Source organism: Ancylobacter sp. 3268 (assembly GCF_031456575.1).
GTDB lineage: Bacteria > Pseudomonadota > Alphaproteobacteria > Rhizobiales > Xanthobacteraceae > Ancylobacter.
The window spans coordinates 1-19,892 of sequence record NZ_JAVDUX010000034.1 but is presented as its reverse complement, the minus strand read 5'-3'; the positions used below and the strand labels follow the sequence as shown (position 1 = coordinate 19,892).

Sequence of the window (19,892 nt, the reverse complement as noted above, 5' to 3'; positions counted from 1 at the left end):
TCGTGCCGATCGCGATGGAAGAGAAGCTGCGCTTCGCCATCCGTGAAGGCGGACGCACCGTCGGTGCCGGCGTCGTCGCCGCCATCATCGAGTGATCGGCGGGGCTCGGCCCCGGCATCGCTGAAGACGAAAGGGAGCGCGGTGCGCTCCCTTTTTGTTTGGGCCGGCCGGGAGCGCAGCCGGATGCGCAGGCTTGCCGCGTCCGGATGCGGCGTCCGGTGGGGTTTCGACCAGGGGCGGGTAGGCGCCGCAATGGCGCGTGCTCCCTCTCCCCGCCGGGGAGAGGGCTGGGGTGAGGGGCTTCGTGGGCACCCCAATGGCGTTAACCCTCACCGGCCCGCAGCGGGCCACCTCTCCCCAAAGGGGGGACGGAGCAAGCGCAGGTTTGGCTGAAGCGCCCCTCTCGGACGTGTCAGCGTTCGCTACCATCCGGTCGAATGGCTCCTCATGCCCCACCTCCCGCTCCGTATCCTCTCGGCGGCCCGTTCCTCATGTCGCGCGGCGGCGCCCTGTCCGGAGCGGCCATCCTGCCGCGGCGGCGGTTGAAAGGGCCGGGCTATCGCGGCCCGGATGAAACGCTGCGTCGGTTTCGCCAACCTTGCCGAGCGGCGCGGCGAGCCGCCGTCGATGCGCGGCGTGTTGGGAACGCCCCGGCCCCGGCGCGAATCGGGAATGGGCGGCGGTACCGCGTCAACGCGGCGCCGCCGGACCCGGCGTGCCCATGCCGGATGCCGGGGATGTGGAGTGAGGCAGATCGCCGCCTCGCCGCTCTTTACATCGGCGCGACGGATCACTAGGAAGAGCGCCGCCTGCTTCGCGGGCCACAGGAGTGTAGCTCAACTGGTTAGAGCACCGGTCTCCAAAACCGGGGGTTGGGGGTTCGAGTCCCTCCACTCCTGCCATCGCGCTCCGCCGATGGCAGTTCGGGCAGGTTCCGCAAAAGCCGGGAAGGCTTGCGCGAGCGATGGCCCGGTTCCCGAGCCGGCAGGCACCGCTTCCAGCCGGACGGCGATGCCGGAAGAGCGGCGGGCCGGCAGGCTTCCTTGCTCAAACGCGGGTTTGCTTTGACGAGGGGCGGGTTTGCAGGCTATACGCCCGCGTCACTCTTTACGAAGGGCGATACGCGGTTTCTCCCGCATTTTCCGAATTCGCGGTCCGGCTTCCCCTCGCGGGGAGGGCGTCCCGCCCAGAGGCGTTCCGAGACGAGCATGGCGAAGACGAACCCGGTCGAGTTCTTTCAGCAGGTCCGCACCGAAACGCGCAAGGTCACCTGGCCGACCCGCCGCGAGACGCTGATCACCACGGCGATGGTGTTCGTCATGGTGGTGGTGGCGTCGCTGTTCTTCCTGGTCGCAGACCAGATCCTGAGCTTCGCGGTTGCGCAGCTGCTGCATATCGGTCGCTGAGGAATTTCGTCATGACTAAGCGCTGGTACATCGTCCACGCCTATTCAAACTTCGAGAAGAAGGTCGCCGATTCGATCAAGGAGCAGGCCGCCCAGCGCGGTCTCACCGAGCTGTTCGAGCAGGTGCTGGTGCCGATCGAGAAGGTCACCGAGGTGCGTCGCGGCCGCAAGGTCGATGCCGAGCGCAAGTTCTTCCCCGGCTATGTGCTGGTGAAGATGGACCTTACCGACGAGGCCTTCCACCTCATCAAGAACACGCCGAAGGTCACCGGCTTCCTCGGCGCCGACAACAAGCCGATGCCGATCGCCGAGAAGGAGGCGATGCGCATCCTTCAGCAGGTGCAGGAAGGCATCGAGCGGCCGAAGCCCTCGGTCAGCTTCGAGGTCGGCGAGACGGTCAAGGTGTCGGACGGTCCGTTCGCCTCGTTCAACGGCGTCGTCGAGGAAGTGGACGATGCCCGCTCCCGCCTCAAGGTGGCGGTGTCGATCTTCGGCCGTGCCACCCCGGTGGAGCTGGAGTTCAACCAGGTCGAGAAGACCTGATCTTCCTGACAGGCGGATATCGGAAAGGCGCGGCGTGGTCCGCGCCTTTTTGTTTTCCGCGGGCGGCGCGGCGTGCGTGCCGGCAGCATGCCCCCTCGGGCTGGCGTGCCCCCGGATTGCCGCCCCCGGATTGCCGGCCTGCCGCGCGGCGCGGGCCGGGCCGCCAGCAGGAGAGGCATCGACCCTTGCCGCCTCGGCCGCGTCGGCCCGCTATAACCGGATAACACCCCGCGGGCGGAGGCCCGTCCTATCCTGTGCCGGCATGCCGCCGGGAGGCGGCTCAGGGAGGAAGACATGTCCGGCAAGCGCATCCTGATGATCGTCGGCGACTTCGTCGAGGACTACGAGACCATGGTGCCGTTCCAGGCGCTGCTGGCGGTGGGCCACGCCGTCCACGCCGTGTGCCCCGACAAGAAGGCCGGCGACAGCGTTGCCACCGCCATCCACGACTTCGAGGGCAACCAGACCTATTCCGAGAAGCGCGGCCACAATTTCGCGCTCAATGCCAGCTTCGCCGACATCGACCCGGCCCGCTACGACGCGCTGGTGATCCCGGGCGGCCGGGCGCCGGAATATCTGCGGATGAATGCGCGGGTGGTCGAGATCGTCCGCCACTTCTTCGCGGAGGAAAAGCCGGTGGCCGCGATCTGCCACGGCGCGCAGCTGCTCGCCGGCGCCCGCGTGCTGGAGGGGCGCACCTGCTCGGCCTATCCCGCCTGCCGCGCCGAGGTGGAGCTGGCCGGCGGCACCTATGCCGACATCGCCATCGACGCCGCCGTCACCGACCGCAATCTCGTCAGCGCCCCGGCCTGGCCGGCGCATCCCGCCTGGATCGCCCAGTTCCTCACCGTGCTCGGCACCGCCATCAGCCATGGCGAGGCCCGCAAGGCGGCCTGATCCCTCTCCCCCTTCCGCCGGGCGGGCGAACGGTCTATTCTATCCGTCCGGCGGCCTCTTCCGGGAGAGATGCGATGTGCAAGCTCTTCATCGAGGCTGATGCGCGGCTGTGGAAGACGCGGCTGAAGTCGATGCGGCTGAACGGCTTCTCCACCAGCGTGCGGCTGGAGAATTTCTACTGGCAGGTGCTGGAGGAGATCGCCCGGCGCGACGCCATGAGCCTGCCGCAGCTGCTCGCCAAGCTGCACGAGGAACTGACCTTCGCCCATGGCGGGGTGGAGAACTTCGCTTCGTTCCTGCGGGTGTGCTGCGGACGCTATCTCGCGCTGCAGCTGGAGGGCGAGGTGCCGCGCGACCTCTCGGCGCCGATCTCCGGGCTCGACGCCGACGCCATCCTGGCGCGCGAGGCACGCCGGGCCGTGCGTCGGGCGCTGCCGCATCCGGTGGTCTGATGCCGGCGGCCGGCCGGGCCGATGCGTGGGCGGAGGGCTCTGGCATGGGCGGGGCGGCTCCCCATATAGGGCTGGCGCCGTGGCGGGCGAAGCGGCGTTAATGCTTTCCTTCCCGGTGATTCTGGTGTAAGCGACCGCCAGCATGCTCCATTGAGAGCGTGCCGATCCCCCAAGGGTCGATCCATCCGCGGGAGGCACGACCGGTTCGCCAGCCGGAGCAAGCGTGCCGTGACCGCGACCCGAAAGCCACGTCGCCCACGGCTCGAAGAGGCCGTGTCGGCGTGATTTGCGCTGGTGGCCTGGCAGCCGCAGGCGCAAGCAGGAGCCTTTCATGGCGAAGAAGATTACCGGCTACGTGAAGCTGCAGGTGCCGGCCGGCTCGGCCAACCCGGCCCCGCCGATCGGCCCGGCGCTCGGCCAGCGCGGCCTCAACATCATGGAGTTCTGCAAGGCGTTCAACGCCCAGACCGCCCAGATGGAAAAGGGCATGCCGATCCCCGTCCTGATCACCGCTTATCAGGACCGTTCCTTCACCTTCGAGCTCAAGACCCCCCCGGTCTCCTACTTCCTGAAGAAGGCGGCGGGCCTCGCGACCAAGAAGAAGCCCGGCGCCGGCTCGAAGACCCCCGGCAAGGGCGGCTTCGTCGGCAAGATCTCCCAGGCCCAGATGCAGGAGATCGCCCAGGTGAAGATGAAGGATCTGAACTGCGACACCGTCGAAGCGGCGGTCCGCATGATCGAAGGCTCCGCCCGTTCCATGGGCCTCGAGGTTGTGGGTTGAGCTGATGGCCAAGATTGCAAAGCGTGTTCGCGCCACCCGCGAAGGCATTGACCGCCTGAAGCTCTATGGTCTCGACGAGGCCATCGGGCTGCTGAAGGAGCGGGCCACCGCCAAGTTCGACGAGACCATCGAGGTCGCGATCAATCTCGGCGTCGATCCCCGTCACGCCGACCAGATGGTCCGCGGCGTCTGCAACCTGCCGAACGGCTCGGGCCGGACCGTGCGCGTGGCGGTGTTCGCCCGCGGCGCCAAGGCCGACGAGGCCAAGGCGGCGGGTGCCGACATCGTCGGCGCCGAAGACCTGCTGGAGATCGTGCAGGGCGGCACCATCGAGTTCGATCGCTGCATCGCGACCCCGGACCTGATGCCGCTGGTCGGCCGTCTCGGCAAGGTGCTCGGTCCGCGCGGCCTGATGCCGAACCCGAAGGTCGGCACCGTGACCATGGACGTCAAGGGCGCCGTGGAAGCCGCCAAGGGCGGCGCGATCGAGTTCCGCGTCGAGAAGGCCGGCATCATCCACGCCGGCATCGGCAAGGCTTCCTTCGCCGCCGACAAGCTCGCCGAGAACATCCGCGCCTTCGCCGACGCGGTGGTGCGGGCGAAGCCGACCGGCGCCAAGGGCACCTATGTGCAGCGCATCGCGCTGTCCTCGACCATGGGTCCCGGCGTGAAGGTGGAGCCGGCGACGGTTCTCGCCTCGGCTTCCTGACCTTCGGTCATGCGGCCCGGTCGCGACGGCGTGATCGGGTCCGGGATGGAATTGCTTGGCTCCCGGTGCTATCTGGGGGCTGACAAATCCCATTCGACCCTCTATATGGGCGGTTTCGCCCTTGGCAACGAGTCGTTCCGGCTCGGGTCGGGGGCGATGCCGAAGACATTCAAAGCTTTCGTCCATTAACCCGGACGAAGGGGCTGGTAGGGTTCGCCCTGCCGGCCTAAGTCCTGTCCGAGACTGCAGGTGTCGGCCCGTTCCGGGTCGATCTAATCCCGCTTCGGGGCCTGCATAGACGGGGTACGACCGAAAGATGAGGGCCGGTTTCCCCGGTGCCTGAATTTCGGCTCGAACCAGCGCCTTGGCCGGTTTTCCGGTCCCAGGGGACAGGATTTCCACCGCTGTTCCGTCTTCGGGCGGACCGGCAAGGCGCAAACCCGGCGGAACGGCTCGCTGTTCCGCCACCGGAGAGTAAGTGAAGTGGATCGCGCTCAAAAAGAAGAGCTCGTCACGTCGCTGTCCGAGGTGTTCAAGAGCACTTCGGTCGTCGTCGTGGCCCACTATTCCGGCCTCACCGTCGCCCAGATGTCGAACTTGCGTCGGCAGATGAAGGCGAGCGGCGCGACCGTGAAAGTGGCGAAGAACCGCCTCGCGAAGATCGCTCTCGAAGGTTCGGACGTCGCGCATGTCGGGCACCTGCTGAAGGGCCCGACCATCATCGCTTATTCGAGCGATCCTGTTGCGGCTCCGAAGGTTGCCGTCGACTTCGCCAAGGCCCACGACAAGTTCGTGATCCTCGGCGGGGCGTTCGGCGCCACGGCCCTGAATGTGGATGGTGTGAAGGCTCTGGCCACCATGCCGTCCCTTGATGAACTGCGTGCGAAGTTGGTCGGCCTCATCCAGGCCCCGGCGACCAAGATCGCGCAGCTCACCACCGCGCCGGCGGCCAAGCTCGCCCGCGTGTTCGGTGCCTATGCCAAAGAGAGCGAAGCCGCGTGAGGCTTCCCGGTAATACTGGTTCGAACCGAAATTCAAGGACTTAGATAAATGGCTGATCTGTCGAAGCTCGTTGACGAGCTGTCCTCCCTCACCGTTCTCGAGGCTGCCGAGCTCGCGAAGCTCCTCGAAGAGAAGTGGGGCGTTTCCGCTGCCGCCGCCGTGGCGGTTGCCGCTGCCCCGGCCGGCGCTGCCGCTCCGGTCGCCGAAGAGCAGACCGAGTTCACCGTTGTGCTGGCCGCGGCCGGCGACAAGAAGATCGAGGTCATCAAGGAAGTCCGCGCCATCACCGGCCTGGGCCTCAAGGAAGCCAAGGATCTCGTCGAGGGCGCTCCCAAGGCCGTCAAGGAAGGCGTGACCAAGGAAGAAGCCGAGAAGATCAAGGCGCAGATCGAGAAGGCCGGCGCCAAGGTCGAGCTTAAGTGATCTGACGATCATGACGGGGACCGCCGGTTTTGCCGGCGGTCCTTCCGCCTTTTGCCCCATGGGTTTCAGGCGGAGGGAGCCGGACGGCTTCCCCGACCATCCCGCTTCGCCGGGATCGTCGGGCGAGCCGTCGGGCGCGGAGAGACGATACCGGATGCGGCCTGCCGCACGGTGGGCCAACTTCTCCGCGACAATGCGTTCTCAGCCAGCGGCGCAGCCACGCCGGGGCATCGAGGCGCTCAGACGGATACTCGGACGGAGCGAGGAGCGACATGGCGCAGACGTTCACCGGTCGTAAGCGGGTCCGCAAGTTTTTCGGCAAGATCCAGGAAGTGGCGGAGATGCCGAACCTCATCGAGGTTCAGAAGGCGTCCTATGACCAGTTCCTGCAGATCGTCGAGCCGAAGGGCGGGCGTGCGGATGACGGCATTCAGGCGGTTTTCAAGTCGGTTTTCCCGATCTCGGACTTTTCGGGCGCGGCCATGCTCGAATTCGTCCGCTACGAGTTCGAGCCGCCGAAGTATGACGTGGACGAGTGCCGCCAGCGCGGCATGACCTTCGCCGCGCCGCTGAAGGTGACCCTGCGCCTCATCGTGTTCGATGTCGATCCGGATACCGGCTCCAAGTCCGTCAAGGACATCAAGGAGCAGGACGTCTATATGGGCGACATCCCGCTGATGACGATGAACGGCACCTTCATCGTCAACGGCACCGAGCGCGTCATCGTCTCGCAGATGCACCGCTCCCCGGGCGTGTTCTTCGACCATGACAAGGGCAAGACCCACTCCTCGGGCAAGCTGCTCTTCGCCGCCCGCATCATCCCGTATCGCGGGTCCTGGCTCGACATCGAGTTCGACGCCAAGGACATTGTGTTCGCGCGCATCGACCGCCGCCGCAAGATCCCGGTGACCAGCCTGCTGTTCGCCCTCGGCCTCGACGGCCAGGAGATCCTGCAGACCTTCTATGACAGCATCACCTTCGCCCGCACGAAGGATGGATGGCGCATGCCGTTCGATCCCAAGCGGATGAAGGGCTACAAGGCCGTCTCCGACCTCGTCGATGCCGACACCGGCGAAGTGGTGGTCGAGGCCGGCAAGAAGGTGACCGTGCGCCAGGCGCGCCAGCTCGCCGAGAAGGGCCTGAAGGCGCTCAAGATCTCCGACGACGAGATGGTCGGCCGCTATGTGGCCGAGGACCTCGTGAACCTCCAGACCGGCGAGATCTATGTCGAGGCCGGCGAGGAAGTCTCCGAGAAGATGCTGAAGCAGCTCGGCGAGCTCGGCTATGACGAGCTTCCGATCCTCGACATCGACCACGTCAATATCGGCGCCTATATCCGCAACACGCTGGCGGTTGACAAGAACGTCGCCCGCGAGGACGCGCTGTTCGACATCTACCGCGTGATGCGTCCCGGCGAGCCGCCGACCCTCGACAGCGCGCAGGCCATGTTCCACTCGCTGTTCTTCGACAGCGAGCGCTACGACCTGTCCTCGGTCGGCCGCGTGAAGATGAACATGCGCCTCGACCTCGACGCCGAGGACACGGTGCGCGTGCTGCGCCGCGAGGACATCCTCGCGGTCATCAAGACGCTGGTCGAACTGCGCGACGGCAAGGGCGAGATCGACGACATCGATCACCTCGGCAACCGCCGCGTGCGCTCGGTCGGCGAGCTGATGGAGAACCAGTACCGCGTCGGCCTCTTGCGCATGGAACGCGCCATCAAGGAGCGCATGTCGTCCGTCGACATCGACACCGTGATGCCGCAGGACCTGATCAATGCGAAGCCGGTGGCGGCGGCGGTGCGCGAGTTCTTCGGCTCGTCGCAGCTCTCCCAGTTCATGGACCAGACCAACCCGCTGTCGGAGATCACCCATAAGCGCCGTCTCTCGGCGCTTGGCCCGGGCGGCCTGACGCGCGAGCGCGCCGGCTTCGAGGTGCGCGACGTGCACCCGACGCATTACGGCCGCATCTGCCCGATCGAGACGCCGGAAGGCCCGAATATCGGCCTGATCAACTCGCTGGCGACCTTTGCCCGCGTGAACAAGTACGGCTTCATCGAGGCGCCCTATCGCCGGGTGAAGGACGGGCAGGTGCAGGGCGAGGTGGTCTATCTCTCCGCCATGGAGGAGGGGAAGTACTACGTCGCGCAGGCCAACATCCCGCTCGACGCCGAGGGCCGCTTCACGGAAGACCTGGTGGTGTGCCGCCATGCCGGCGACGTGCTGCTGGTAACCCCGGACCGCGTCGACTTCATGGACGTGTCGCCGAAGCAGCTGGTCTCGGTCGCCGCGGCGCTGATCCCGTTCCTCGAGAACGACGACGCCAACCGCGCGCTGATGGGCTCCAACATGCAGCGCCAGGCGGTGCCGCTGGTCCGCGCCGACGCCCCCTTCGTGGGCACCGGCATGGAATCGGTGGTGGCGCGTGACTCGGGCGCCGCCATCGCGGCGCGCCGCACCGGCGTGATCGACCAAGTGGACGCCACCCGTATCGTCATCCGGGCGACGGAAGAGAACGACGCCTCGAAGTCGGGCGTCGACATCTACCGCCTGCAGAAGTTCCAGCGCTCCAACCAGTCGACCTGCATCAACCAGCGTCCGCTGGTGCGCGTGGGCGACCGGGTGAAGAAGGGCGACATCATCGCCGACGGTCCCTCGACCGATCTCGGCGACCTGGCGCTCGGCCGGAACATCCTCGTCGCGTTCATGCCGTGGAACGGCTACAACTTCGAGGATTCGATCCTGCTGTCGGAGAACATCTCGAAGGGCGACATCTTCTCGTCGATCCATATCGAGGAGTTCGAGGTGATGGCCCGCGACACCAAGCTGGGTCCGGAGGAAATCACCCGCGACATCCCGAACGTCTCGGAAGAGGCGCTGAAGAACCTCGACGAAGCCGGCATCGTCTATATCGGCGCCGAGGTGCAGGCGGGCGACATCCTCTGCGGCAAGATCACCCCGAAGGGCGAGAGCCCGATGACGCCGGAAGAGAAGCTCCTGCGCGCCATCTTCGGTGAAAAGGCCGCCGACGTCCGCGACACCTCGCTGCGCGTGCCGCCCGGCGTGACCGGCACGGTGGTCGAGGTGAGGGTGTTCAACCGCCACGGCGTCGACAAGGACGAGCGTGCCCAGGCGATCGAGCGCGAGGAGATCGAGCGGCTCGCCAAGGACCGCGACGACGAGCAGGCGATCCTCGACCGCAACGTCTTCGGCCGCCTGGCCGAGATGCTGGACGGCAAGATCGGCGTCGCCGGCCCGAAGGGCTTCAAGAAGGACACCCAGATCGCCCGCACCGTGCTCGCGGACTATCCGCGCAGCCAGTGGTGGATGTTCGCGGTGGCCGACGACCAGCTCATGGGCGAACTGGAAGCCATGCGCAACCAGTACGACGAATCGAAGAAGCGCCTCGAGCAGCGCTTCCTCGACAAGGTCGAGAAGCTGCAGCGTGGCGACGAGATGCCGCCGGGCGTCATGAAGATGGTCAAGGTCTTCATCGCCGTGAAGCGCAAGATCCAGCCGGGCGACAAGATGGCCGGCCGGCATGGCAATAAGGGCGTGGTCTCGCGCATCGTCCCGGTCGAGGACATGCCGTTCCTCGAGGACGGCACCCCGGTCGACATGGTGCTCAACCCGCTCGGCGTGCCGTCGCGCATGAATGTCGGGCAGATCCTCGAGACCCATCTGGGCTGGGCCTGCGCCGGCCTTGGCAAGGTGATCGACAACGCCATCGAGCAGTATCGTCGCGCCAACGATGTCACCCCGCTGAAGAAGGCGTTCGGCGACATCTATGGCGACGACGAGACCATCGCCTCGCTGGACGAGGAAGGCCTTGTCGAGCTCGGCAGCAACCTGCGGCGGGGCGTTCCGATCGCCACGCCGGTGTTCGATGGCGCCCGCGAGGCGGATATCGAGCGCATGCTGGAACTGGCCGGCCTCGACAAGTCGGCGCAGTCGACGCTGTATGACGGGCGCACCGGCGAGCAGTTCGACCGCAAGGTCACGGTGGGCTACATCTACATGCTGAAGCTGCATCACCTGGTCGACGACAAGATCCATGCCCGTTCGATCGGCCCGTACTCGCTCGTCACCCAGCAGCCGCTGGGCGGCAAGGCGCAGTTCGGCGGCCAGCGCTTCGGCGAAATGGAGGTGTGGGCGCTCGAGGCGTATGGCGCGGCCTATACGCTGCAGGAGATGCTCACCGTGAAGTCGGACGACGTGGCCGGCCGCACCAAGGTCTATGAGGCCATCGTGCGCGGCGACGACACCTTCGAGGCCGGCATTCCCGAGAGCTTCAACGTGCTCGTGAAGGAAATGCGGTCTCTGGGGCTCAACGTCGAGCTGATGAACTCCAAGACCCAGGCCGCGGTGCCCGGCGCCGGCGAAAGCGTCCCGGCCGCCGAATAAGCGGTTCCATTACTCCCGCGCGGAGGGCCTTGCGGCCTTCCGCGCGTTGCTCGCGCGACACGACGTTTTTTGCGACACCAGGCCCCCGAGACATTCGGCCCCGCGACGGCGGCGGCCCTGTCGGAGCCGAAGGAGACAGCGATGAATCAAGAGGTGATGAATCTCTTCAATCCGGCGGCCCCCGCGCCGACGTTCGATCAGATCAAGATCTCGATCGCGAGCCCGGAAAAGATCCAGTCCTGGTCCTTCGGCGAGATCAAGAAGCCGGAGACCATCAACTACCGGACCTTCAAGCCGGAGCGTGACGGTCTGTTCTGCGCCCGCATCTTCGGGCCGATCAAGGACTACGAGTGCTTGTGCGGCAAGTACAAGCGCATGAAGTACAAGGGCATCATCTGCGAGAAGTGCGGCGTCGAGGTCACCCTCTCGCGCGTGCGCCGCGAGCGCATGGGCCATATCGAGCTCGCCGCCCCGGTCGCGCATATCTGGTTCCTGAAGTCGCTGCCGAGCCGCATCGGCCTGCTGCTCGACATGACGCTGAAGGACCTCGAGCGCATCCTGTACTTCGAGTACTACTGCGTCATCGAGCCGGGCCTCACGCCGCTGAAGGAGCGTCAGCTCCTCTCGGAAGAGGACTATCTGCGCGCCCAGGAAGAATATGGCGATGACAGCTTCACCGCGCTGATCGGTGCCGAGGCGATCCGCGAGATCCTGCGCAGCATGGATCTCGAGGCAATCGCCGGCAATCTCCGCAAGGAGATCGCCGAGGCGACCACCGAGCTGAAGCCGAAGAAGCTGGCCAAGCGCCTGAAGATCGTCGAGGCCTTCCAGCTCTCGGGCAACCGCCCGGAGTGGATGATCCTGACGCATGTGCCGGTGATCCCGCCGGACCTGCGCCCGCTCGTTCCGCTGGATGGCGGCCGCTTCGCGACCTCCGACCTCAACGACCTGTACCGTCGCGTCATCAACCGTAACAACCGCCTGAAGCGGCTGATCGAGCTGAAGGCGCCGGACATCATCATCCGCAACGAGAAGCGCATGCTTCAGGAAGCGGTCGATGCGCTGTTCGACAACGGTCGCCGCGGCCGCGTCATCACCGGCGCCAACAAGCGCCCGCTGAAGTCGCTCGCCGACATGCTGAAGGGCAAGCAGGGCCGGTTCCGCCAGAACCTGCTCGGCAAGCGCGTCGACTATTCCGGCCGTTCGGTGATCGTGGTGGGTCCCGAGCTGAAGCTGCACCAGTGCGGCCTGCCGAAGAAGATGGCGCTGGAGCTGTTCAAGCCGTTCATCTATTCGCGCCTCGACGCGAAGGGCCTCTCCGCGACCGTGAAGCAGGCGAAGAAGCTCGTCGAGAAGGAGCGTCCCGAAGTGTGGGACATCCTCGACGAGGTGATCCGCGAGCATCCGGTGATGCTGAACCGCGCCCCGACGCTGCATCGCCTCGGCATCCAGGCCTTCGAGCCGGTGCTGATCGAGGGCAAGGCGATCCAGCTGCATCCGCTGGTCTGCTCGGCCTTCAATGCCGACTTCGACGGCGACCAGATGGCGGTGCACGTACCGCTGTCCATCGAGGCGCAGCTCGAAGCCCGCGTGCTGATGATGTCGACCAACAACATCCTGCACCCGGCGAACGGCGCGCCGATCATCGTGCCGTCGCAGGACATCGTGCTCGGCCTGTATTACCTGACCATGATGCGCGACGGTGAGCCCGGCGAGGGCATGGCCTTCGCCAATATGGGCGAGATCGACCATGCGCTCGCCGCCAAGGCCATCACCCTGCACACCAAGATCAAGGGCCGCTATATCGGCGTGGACGAGAACGGCGAGAAGGTCTCGAAGATCTACGAGACCACTCCCGGCCGCATGAAGCTCGGCGAGCTGCTGCCCAAGACCGCCAAGACTCCCTACGACGTCGTCAACAAGCTGATGACGAAGAAGGAAGTCTCGAACATGATCGACACCGTCTACCGCCACTGCGGTCAGAAGGAGACGGTCATCTTCTGCGATCGCATCATGACGCTCGGCTTCTCCAACGCCTTCCGCGCCGGCATCTCCTTCGGCAAGGACGACATGGTGGTGCCCTCCAAGAAGTGGGACATGGTCGAAGAGACCCGTGCGCTCACCAAGGAGTACGAGCAGCAGTACAATGACGGCCTGATCACCCAGGGCGAGAAGTACAACAAGGTCGTCGACGCCTGGGGCAAGTGCTCCGCGCGCCTCGCCGACGAGATGATGGCCGAGATCTCGGCCGTGAAGAAGGACCCGGTCACCGGCCGCGAGAAGCAGATCAACTCGATCTACATGATGGCGCATTCCGGCGCGCGCGGTTCGCGCGAGCAGATGCGCCAGCTCGCCGCCATGCGCGGCCTGATGGCCAAGCCGTCGGGCGAGATCATCGAGACGCCGATCATCTCGAACTTCAAGGAAGGCCTCTCCGTGCTCGAGTACTTCAACTCGACCCACGGCGCCCGTAAGGGCCTGGCCGACACCGCCCTGAAGACCGCCAATTCGGGTTACCTGACCCGCCGCCTCGTCGACGTGGCGCAGGACAGCATCATCACGGTGCGCGACTGCGGCACGACCAACGGCATCGGCATGCGCGCCATCGTCGACGCCGGCAACATCGTCGCGACGCTGGGTTCGCGCGTGCTCGGCCGCACCGCGGCGGAGGACGTGATCGAGCCGGCGACCGGCAATGTCATCGTGCCGGCCGGCCACATGATGGACGAGGCCGACATCGAGCGCATCAGCAAGGCCGGCGTGCAGGAGATCAAGATCCGCTCCGTGCTGACCTGCGAGGCCAAGAGCGGCGTCTGCGGTACCTGCTACGGCCGCGATCTTGCCCGCGGCACCCCGGTGAACATGGGCGAGGCGGTCGGCGTCATCGCGGCGCAGTCGATCGGCGAGCCGGGTACGCAGCTCACCATGCGTACCTTCCACATCGGCGGCGCGGCGCAGCTGTCCGAGCAGTCCTTCATCGAGGCCAGCTTCGAAGGCACGGTGAAGATCCGCAACCGCAACGTGGTGCGGAACTCGGATGGCGAACTGATCGCGATGAGCCGCAACCTCTCGGTGATCATCGTCGACCATGACGGCTCCGAGCGCGCGTCGCACCGCATCCAGTTCGGCGCCAAGCTGAAGGTGGACGAGGGCGACCCGATCAAGCGCGGCCAGCGCATCGCCGAGTGGGATCCCTATACCCGCCCGATCCTCACCGAAGTCGAGGGCTGGGTTGGCTATGAGGATCTGGTCGAAGGCGCTTCGCTGAGCGAGACGGTCGACGAGTCGACCGGCATCGCCAAGCGTGTCATCACCGACTGGCGCACCGGGCGTGGCTCGGAACTGCGGCCGTCGATGGTGGTCAAGGGCCAGGACGGCAAGGTGCTGAAGCTGCCGCGCGGCGGCGACGCCCGCTACACCCTGCCGGTGGACGCGATCATCTCGGTCGATCCGAACTCCACGGTGAAGGCCGGCGACGTTCTCGCCCGCGTGCCGATGGAAAGCGCCAAGACGCGTGACATCACCGGCGGTCTGCCGCGGGTGGCGGAACTGTTCGAGGCGCGCAGGCCGAAGGATGCGGCGATCATCGCCGAGATCGCCGGCACCATCCGCTTCGGCAAGGACTACAAGAACAAGCGCCGCCTCACCATCGAGCCGCAGGACTCGACGGATGATCCGGTCGAGTACCTGATCCCGAAGGGCAAGCACATCCATCTGCAGGATGGCGACCTCGTCGAGAAGGGCGACTTCATCGTCGACGGCAACCCGGCGCCGCACGACATCCTGGCGATCAAGGGCGTCGAGGAACTCGCCGCTTACCTGGTCAATGAAATCCAGGAGGTCTACCGGCTGCAAGGCGTGCTGATCAACGACAAGCACATCGAGGTGATCGTTCGCCAGATGCTGCAGAAGGTGGAGATCGACGAGCAGGGCGACAGCGATCTGCTCACCAACGAGCAGATCGATGCCTCCGAGCTCGACGAGATCAACGAGGCGCTGATCGCCGAAGGCAAGAAGCCGGCAGCCGGCCACCCGGTGCTTCTCGGTATCACCAAGGCGTCGCTGCAGACGCGTTCCTTCATCTCGGCCGCCTCCTTCCAGGAGACGACCCGGGTGCTCACCGAGGCAGCGGTCAACGGCAAGGCCGACGATCTCGGCGGCCTGAAGGAGAACGTCATCGTCGGCCGGCTGATCCCGGCCGGCACCGGCGCCCAGATGGCCAAGCTGCGGGTGACCGCCACCTCGCGCGACGACCTCATCCTCGCGCAGAACGAGCAGGACGCGGGCGTCACCGCCGCCCCGGCGCTGGAAGGCCCGGCGGAGTGATCCACCGGCGCCCGGCGCCAGCTTCCCGATGAGAATGAAAAGGCCGCCCCTCGGGGCGGCCTTTTTGCTTTGGGGCACCGGGACGGCGTGCACGGCCGGCGCGGCTTGGCGGACGGGTCAGGCGGCCGGCTCGCATCGAAAGGCGCTGGTGCCGAAGGCCGCGGCCGTACGGGGATATCAGGTGCGTGGGCGGCCGAAGCCACGCAGCGGCCGAAACGAAAGGGCCGCCCTGATGGACGGCCCCCTGTGTCGCACGGGAGGGAAGCGTCAGAGCACGGTGAGCCGCACGTCGAGGCCGTTGCGGGTGGCGTGCGAATAGGGGCAGACGACGTGGGCGCGGGCGACGAGGTCCTCGGCGACCGAGCGCTCGACACCCGGCAGCGAGATGCTCAGCGCGACATCGAGGCCGAAACCGCCGCCATCGTCACGCGCGCCGATGCCGACATCGGCGGTGACCGTGCTGTCGTCGGCGATCTTCAACTTCTGCTGGCTGGCCACGAACTTCAGCGCGCCGAGGAAACAGGCGGAGTACCCGGACGCGAACAGCTGCTCCGGGTTGTTGCCCTCGCCGCCGGGGCCGCCGAGTTCCTTGGGCGTCACCAGCGTCACCTTGAACGCGCCATCACTGGTGGCTGCGGAACCGGTACGCCCGCCAGTGGCCGTCGCCTGGGTCTTGTAGAGAACCTTCATCTTCGTCACTCCGTTGGGACGCCGATCGGCATCACCGACCAATTGCACGATAATATATCGCGTGCGACTTAATAGCTACCCGCCCTTTGGATCATTGTCCAGCGAAAATTTATCGCGATAAGAGTTAGTGTCGGAGGCAAGATGCGTCCGCAAGGGCGGCGAGGGCAGGGCCATGGATACGGGCGACGCGCTGAAGCTGGAATCGCAGTTCTGTTTTGCGGTCTATTCGACGGCACATGCGGTGATGCGGGCGTATCGACCGCTGCTGGAAGCGTTGGGCCTGACCTACCCGCAATATCTCGTCATGCTGGTTCTGTGGGAGACCGACGGCCAGACCGTCGGCGGCATCGCCGAGCGGCTGATGCTGGAATCGAGCACGCTCACCCCGCTGCTCAAGCGGCTGGAAGCAATGGGTCTCGCCACGCGGCGACGCAACCCGGACAATGAGCGTCAACTCATCGTGAGCCTCACCACGGTCGGGGAGGCATTGCGGGACAAAGCCATGGCGATTCCCCCGAGCCTCCTGGCCTGCTCGGGGCGGACCGCACCGGAATTGACGAATCTGCGCGAGGCCTTGGTCGAGGTGCGCGAATCCTTTGCGGCCGCGCGAGCCGAGCCGAGCCGCGGCGCATCGGAGAGGTAGGGGAGGGGTGACGCGCGCCTCTGGCGGCCTTCACATGGTTAAAAAAGCGTTACCCCGGGCCGGCTGCCGTTTCGAAGCCCCGAGATTGCTCGCTTTCACACTTGACGAAGGGCGAGTCGGCGCGTAGAAGGCGCGGACTTTCACGGCAGGCAGGTCGGAATTGCCGTGTCGGGGCGCCTTGCCCGGACAGAGAATTCCGAGACGCTGCCGGAACGCACGCATGAACTATCAGGCGCATGATCGCGCAAGCGGCTGCAAAGTCCGCGCGATCCTCTGAACGGCAAGTGCCCTCGGCCAATAGAAGGCCGGCGGCACTTCTTTCGTTCGTAGGTTGTCCTGGTGAGTCGGCTATGCCGGCACATGCCGAAGGTTCCGATCTGCCAAGAGAGACAGTTCATGCGGTTGCGGCCGCGGAAATAGGTTAGCGCCGGGCATCCTGCCCTCAGCGCAAGCGAAGGCGAGAAGTCGTGCCGACGATCAACCAGCTCATCCGCAAGCCGCGGGAAGCCCAGAAGGCCCGGAACAAGGTTCCGGCGCTCCAGGCTAGCCCGCAGAAGCGCGGCGTTTGCACCCGCGTGTACACCACGACCCCGAAGAAGCCGAACTCGGCGCTTCGTAAGGTCGCCAAGGTTCGTCTGACCAATGGCTATGAAGTCATCGGTTACATCCCTGGCGAAGGTCACAACCTTCAGGAGCACTCCGTGGTCATGATCCGCGGCGGCCGCGTGAAGGACCTTCCGGGCGTGCGCTACCACATTCTTCGTGGCGTGCTCGATACCCAGGGCGTCAAGAATCGTAAGCAGCGCCGTTCGAAGTACGGCGCCAAGCGGCCGAAGTGAGGATTTAACGATGTCCCGTCGCCACCGCGCAGAGCGTCGCGAAGTAACCCCGGATCCGAAGTTCGGGAGCGAAGTGCTGAGCCGCTTCATGAATGCCGTCATGTATGACGGCAAGAAGTCGGTCGCCGAACAGATCGTCTATGGCGCTCTCGACATTGTCGAGGGGCGTGCCAAGGCGGAGCCGCTCGGCGTGTTCACCCAGGCGCTCGACAACGTGTCGCCGGCCATCGAGGTGCGTTCCCGCCGCGTCGGCGGCGCCACCTACCAGGTGCCGGTCGAAGTCCGCCCCGAGCGCCGTCAGGCGCTGGCGATCCGCTGGCTGATCACTGCGGCCCGTGCCCGCAATGAGAAGACCATGGTGGAGCGCCTGTCCGGTGAGTTGCTGGACGCGTCGAACAATCGCGGCACCGCCGTGAAGAAACGTGAAGACACCCATCGCATGGCGGAGGCGAACCGCGCCTTCTCTCACTATCGTTGGTGATGAAGAGAGCCGGGACGAGGATCTGATATGTCGCGCACGCACGCTATCGAAGACTACCGTAACTTCGGCATCATGGCCCACATCGATGCCGGCAAGACCACCACGACCGAACGGATCCTCTATTACACCGGCAAGAGCCACAAGATCGGCGAAGTCCATGACGGCGCTGCCACCATGGACTGGATGACCCAGGAGCAGGAGCGCGGCATCACCATCACGTCCGCCGCGACGACCGCTTTCTGGCACGGCAAGCGCCTGAACATCATCGACACCCCCGGCCACGTCGACTTCACCATCGAAGTCGAGCGTTCGCTGCGCGTACTCGACGGCGCCGTGTGCGTTCTCGACGGCAACCAGGGCGTCGAGCCGCAGACCGAGACCGTGTGGCGCCAGGCCGACAAGTACAACGTGCCGCGCATCGTGTTCGTCAACAAGATGGACAAGACCGGTGCCGACTTCTTCCGCTGCGTCGAGATGATCATCGACCGCGTGGACGGCAAGCCGGTGTGCTGCCAGCTGCCGATCGGCTCCGAGAACAACTTCAAGGGCATCATTGACCTCGTCCGTATGAAGGCGGTGGTGTGGGACAATGAGGAGCTCGGCGCGAAGTATCACGACGAAGAGATTCCGGCCGAGCTGGCCGAGCAGGCGGCCGAATACCGCGCCAAGCTGCTCGAGGCCGCTGTCGAGCTCGACGACGATGTCCTCACCGCCTATCTCGACGGTGTGGAGCCGGACGAGGCGACCCTCAAGGGCCTCATCCGCAAGGCCGTGATCGGTCGCGTGTTCAATCCGGTGTTCTGTGGCTCGGCCTTCAAGAACAAGGGCGTGCAGCCGCTGCTCGACGCCGTGTGCGATTTCCTGCCGAGCCCGATCGATCGCGGCGCGATCAAGGGCATCGACTTCAACACCGAGGAAGAGACGGACCGCAAGCCGTCCGACACCGATCCGCTGTCGGTGCTGGCGTTCAAGATCATGGACGACCCCTTCGTCGGCACCATCACCTTCTGCCGTATCTATTCGGGCAAGCTCGAGACCGGCATGGGTCTGCTGAACTCGACCCGCGACAAGAAGGAGCGCGTTGGCCGCATGCTGCTCATGCATGCGAACAACCGCGAGGACATCAAGGAAGCCTATGCGGGCGACATCGTCGCGCTGGCCGGCCTGAAGGAAGTGCGCACCGGCGACACGCTGTGCGACCCCGCCAAGCCGGTGATCCTGGAGAAGATGGAGTTCCCCGAGCCGGTCATCGAGATCGCGATCGAGCCGAAGTCCAAGGCAGACCAGGAGAAGCTGGGCCTGGCCCTTGCCAAGCTCGCGGCCGAGGACCCGTCCTTCCGCGTGTCGACCGATTTTGAGAGTGGCCAGACCATCCTCAAGGGCATGGGCGAACTGCATCTCGACATCAAGGTCGACATCCTGAAGCGCACCTACAAGGTCGACGCCAATATCGGCGCGCCGCAGGTGGCTTACCGCGAGACGATCACCCGCAAGACCGAGGTTGACTACACCCACAAGAAGCAGACCGGCGGTACCGGCCAGTTCGCCCGGGTGAAGTTCGTGGTCGAGCCGAACGAAGTCGGCAAGGGCTTCGCCTTCGAGAGCAAGATCATCGGCGGCGCGGTGCCGAAGGAGTACATCCCGGGCGTCAACAAGGGTCTGGAAAGCGTGCTCGGTTCGGGCGTGCTGGCTGGCTTCCCGGTTGTGGACGTCAAGGTTGAGCTGGTCGACGGCGCCTATCACGAAGTCGACTCGTCGGCGCTCGCCTTCGAAATCGCCTCGCGTGCGGCATTCCGCGAAGCCCTGCAGAAGGGTGGCGCCGTGCTCCTCGAGCCGATCATGAAGGTCGAAGTGGTGACCCCGGAAGACTACACCGGCTCGGTCATCGGCGATCTGAACTCGCGGCGCGGCCAGATCCAGGGCCAGGACATGCGCGGCAACGCCAACGTCGTCAACGCGATGGTGCCGCTCGCCAACATGTTCGGCTACGTCAATACGCTCCGGTCCTTCTCGCAGGGCCGCGCGACTTTCACCATGCAGTTCGACCACTACGAGCAGGTGCCGTCGAACGTCGCTCAGGAGGTTCAGGCCAAGTACGCATGATGCAGGCTTGATCTGACTAAGTTGGGCTGCCCTGAGGGTTGGCCCCGACCTTTCGAGTGATTTCGTATCAACATTGAATATCGACCGACGGAGAGCCCCGTGGCCAAAGAGAAGTTCAACCGTTCGAAGCCTCACTGCAACATTGGGACGATCGGCCATGTTGACCATGGCAAGACGTCTTTGACGGCAGCGATC

Annotated in this window: 16 protein-coding genes, 1 tRNA gene and 1 pseudogene; 17 read left to right on the top strand and 1 reads right to left on the bottom strand. The window is 65.5% G+C overall.

Translation table 11 applies throughout. The annotated features are described in order from the left end of the window. The 12 genes and pseudogenes from J2X65_RS26230 to rpoC form a co-directional block, all read left to right on the top strand. Window positions 1–95, top strand: a pseudogene (locus J2X65_RS26230) (elongation factor Tu); the annotation flags it as partial. Between the two features lie 730 nt (window positions 96–825). Beyond that, window positions 826–902, top strand: a tRNA-Trp gene (locus tag J2X65_RS26225). 306 nt (window positions 903–1,208) lie between these two features. Beyond that, window positions 1,209–1,406 carry a preprotein translocase subunit SecE gene (gene secE, locus J2X65_RS26220; protein WP_310208238.1) on the top strand — a complete coding sequence of 66 codons (198 nt, stop codon included), beginning with the start codon at window positions 1,209–1,211 and terminating at the stop codon, window positions 1,404–1,406. 11 nt (window positions 1,407–1,417) lie between these two features. Then, complete coding sequence (gene nusG, locus J2X65_RS26215) at window positions 1,418–1,948, top strand: transcription termination/antitermination protein NusG (protein WP_310208234.1); 531 nt, start codon at window positions 1,418–1,420, stop codon at window positions 1,946–1,948. A 294-nt stretch (window positions 1,949–2,242) separates the two neighbouring features. Further along, window positions 2,243–2,845 carry a DJ-1/PfpI family protein gene (locus tag J2X65_RS26210; protein ID WP_310208231.1) on the top strand — a complete coding sequence of 201 codons (603 nt, stop codon included), beginning with the start codon at window positions 2,243–2,245 and terminating at the stop codon, window positions 2,843–2,845. A gap of 74 nt (window positions 2,846–2,919) precedes the next feature. Beyond that, window positions 2,920–3,297: a ribbon-helix-helix domain-containing protein gene (locus J2X65_RS26205; RefSeq protein ID WP_310208227.1), complete on the top strand. Its 378-nt coding sequence runs from the start codon at window positions 2,920–2,922 to the stop codon at window positions 3,295–3,297. Between the two features lie 331 nt (window positions 3,298–3,628). Continuing rightward, window positions 3,629–4,078: a 50S ribosomal protein L11 gene (gene rplK, locus J2X65_RS26200; protein WP_310208224.1), complete on the top strand. Its 450-nt coding sequence runs from the start codon at window positions 3,629–3,631 to the stop codon at window positions 4,076–4,078. 4 nt (window positions 4,079–4,082) lie between these two features. Continuing rightward, entirely contained in the window at window positions 4,083–4,787 is a 705-nt protein-coding gene (gene rplA, locus J2X65_RS26195; RefSeq protein WP_310208221.1) for a 50S ribosomal protein L1, read from the top strand. Window positions 4,788–5,270: 483 nt separating this feature from the next. Then, window positions 5,271–5,789, top strand: coding sequence for a 50S ribosomal protein L10 (gene rplJ / locus J2X65_RS26190; RefSeq protein ID WP_310208219.1), 519 nt, complete (start codon window positions 5,271–5,273; stop codon window positions 5,787–5,789). 48 nt (window positions 5,790–5,837) lie between these two features. Further along, entirely contained in the window at window positions 5,838–6,212 is a 375-nt protein-coding gene (rplL, locus tag J2X65_RS26185; protein ID WP_267582842.1) for a 50S ribosomal protein L7/L12, read from the top strand. A 272-nt stretch (window positions 6,213–6,484) separates the two neighbouring features. Then, window positions 6,485–10,615, top strand: coding sequence for a DNA-directed RNA polymerase subunit beta (gene rpoB, locus J2X65_RS26180; protein WP_310208213.1), 4,131 nt, complete (start codon window positions 6,485–6,487; stop codon window positions 10,613–10,615). Window positions 10,616–10,756: 141 nt separating this feature from the next. Then, the gene (gene rpoC / locus J2X65_RS26175) at window positions 10,757–14,941 is read left to right on the top strand and encodes a DNA-directed RNA polymerase subunit beta' (RefSeq protein WP_310208210.1); all 4,185 of its coding nucleotides are present in this window, start codon (window positions 10,757–10,759) and stop codon (window positions 14,939–14,941) included. 267 nt (window positions 14,942–15,208) lie between these two features. Here rpoC and J2X65_RS26170 read toward each other — a convergent pair whose 3' ends face one another. Next, window positions 15,209–15,631, bottom strand: a complete 423-nt coding sequence (locus tag J2X65_RS26170; protein WP_310208207.1) for an organic hydroperoxide resistance protein — start codon at window positions 15,629–15,631, stop codon at window positions 15,209–15,211. Window positions 15,632–15,803: 172 nt separating this feature from the next. Here J2X65_RS26170 and J2X65_RS26165 point away from each other — a divergent pair, with 172 nt between their 5' ends. The 5 genes from J2X65_RS26165 to J2X65_RS26145 all read left to right on the top strand — a co-directional run. Further along, window positions 15,804–16,274, top strand: a complete 471-nt coding sequence (locus J2X65_RS26165) for a MarR family transcriptional regulator (RefSeq protein WP_310208204.1) — start codon at window positions 15,804–15,806, stop codon at window positions 16,272–16,274. A gap of 467 nt (window positions 16,275–16,741) precedes the next feature. After that, a complete protein-coding gene (gene rpsL / locus J2X65_RS26160) occupies window positions 16,742–17,113 on the top strand; it encodes a 30S ribosomal protein S12 (protein WP_018390597.1) in 372 nt (123 codons plus the stop codon). Between the two features lie 10 nt (window positions 17,114–17,123). Beyond that, entirely contained in the window at window positions 17,124–17,594 is a 471-nt protein-coding gene (rpsG, locus tag J2X65_RS26155) for a 30S ribosomal protein S7 (protein ID WP_310208193.1), read from the top strand. A 27-nt stretch (window positions 17,595–17,621) separates the two neighbouring features. After that, a complete protein-coding gene (gene fusA / locus J2X65_RS26150) occupies window positions 17,622–19,697 on the top strand; it encodes an elongation factor G (RefSeq protein ID WP_310208190.1) in 2,076 nt (691 codons plus the stop codon). Between the two features lie 99 nt (window positions 19,698–19,796). Next, window positions 19,797–19,892: GTP-binding protein (locus tag J2X65_RS26145; RefSeq protein WP_244518008.1), on the top strand; the 96-nt coding region annotated here is incomplete at its 3' end.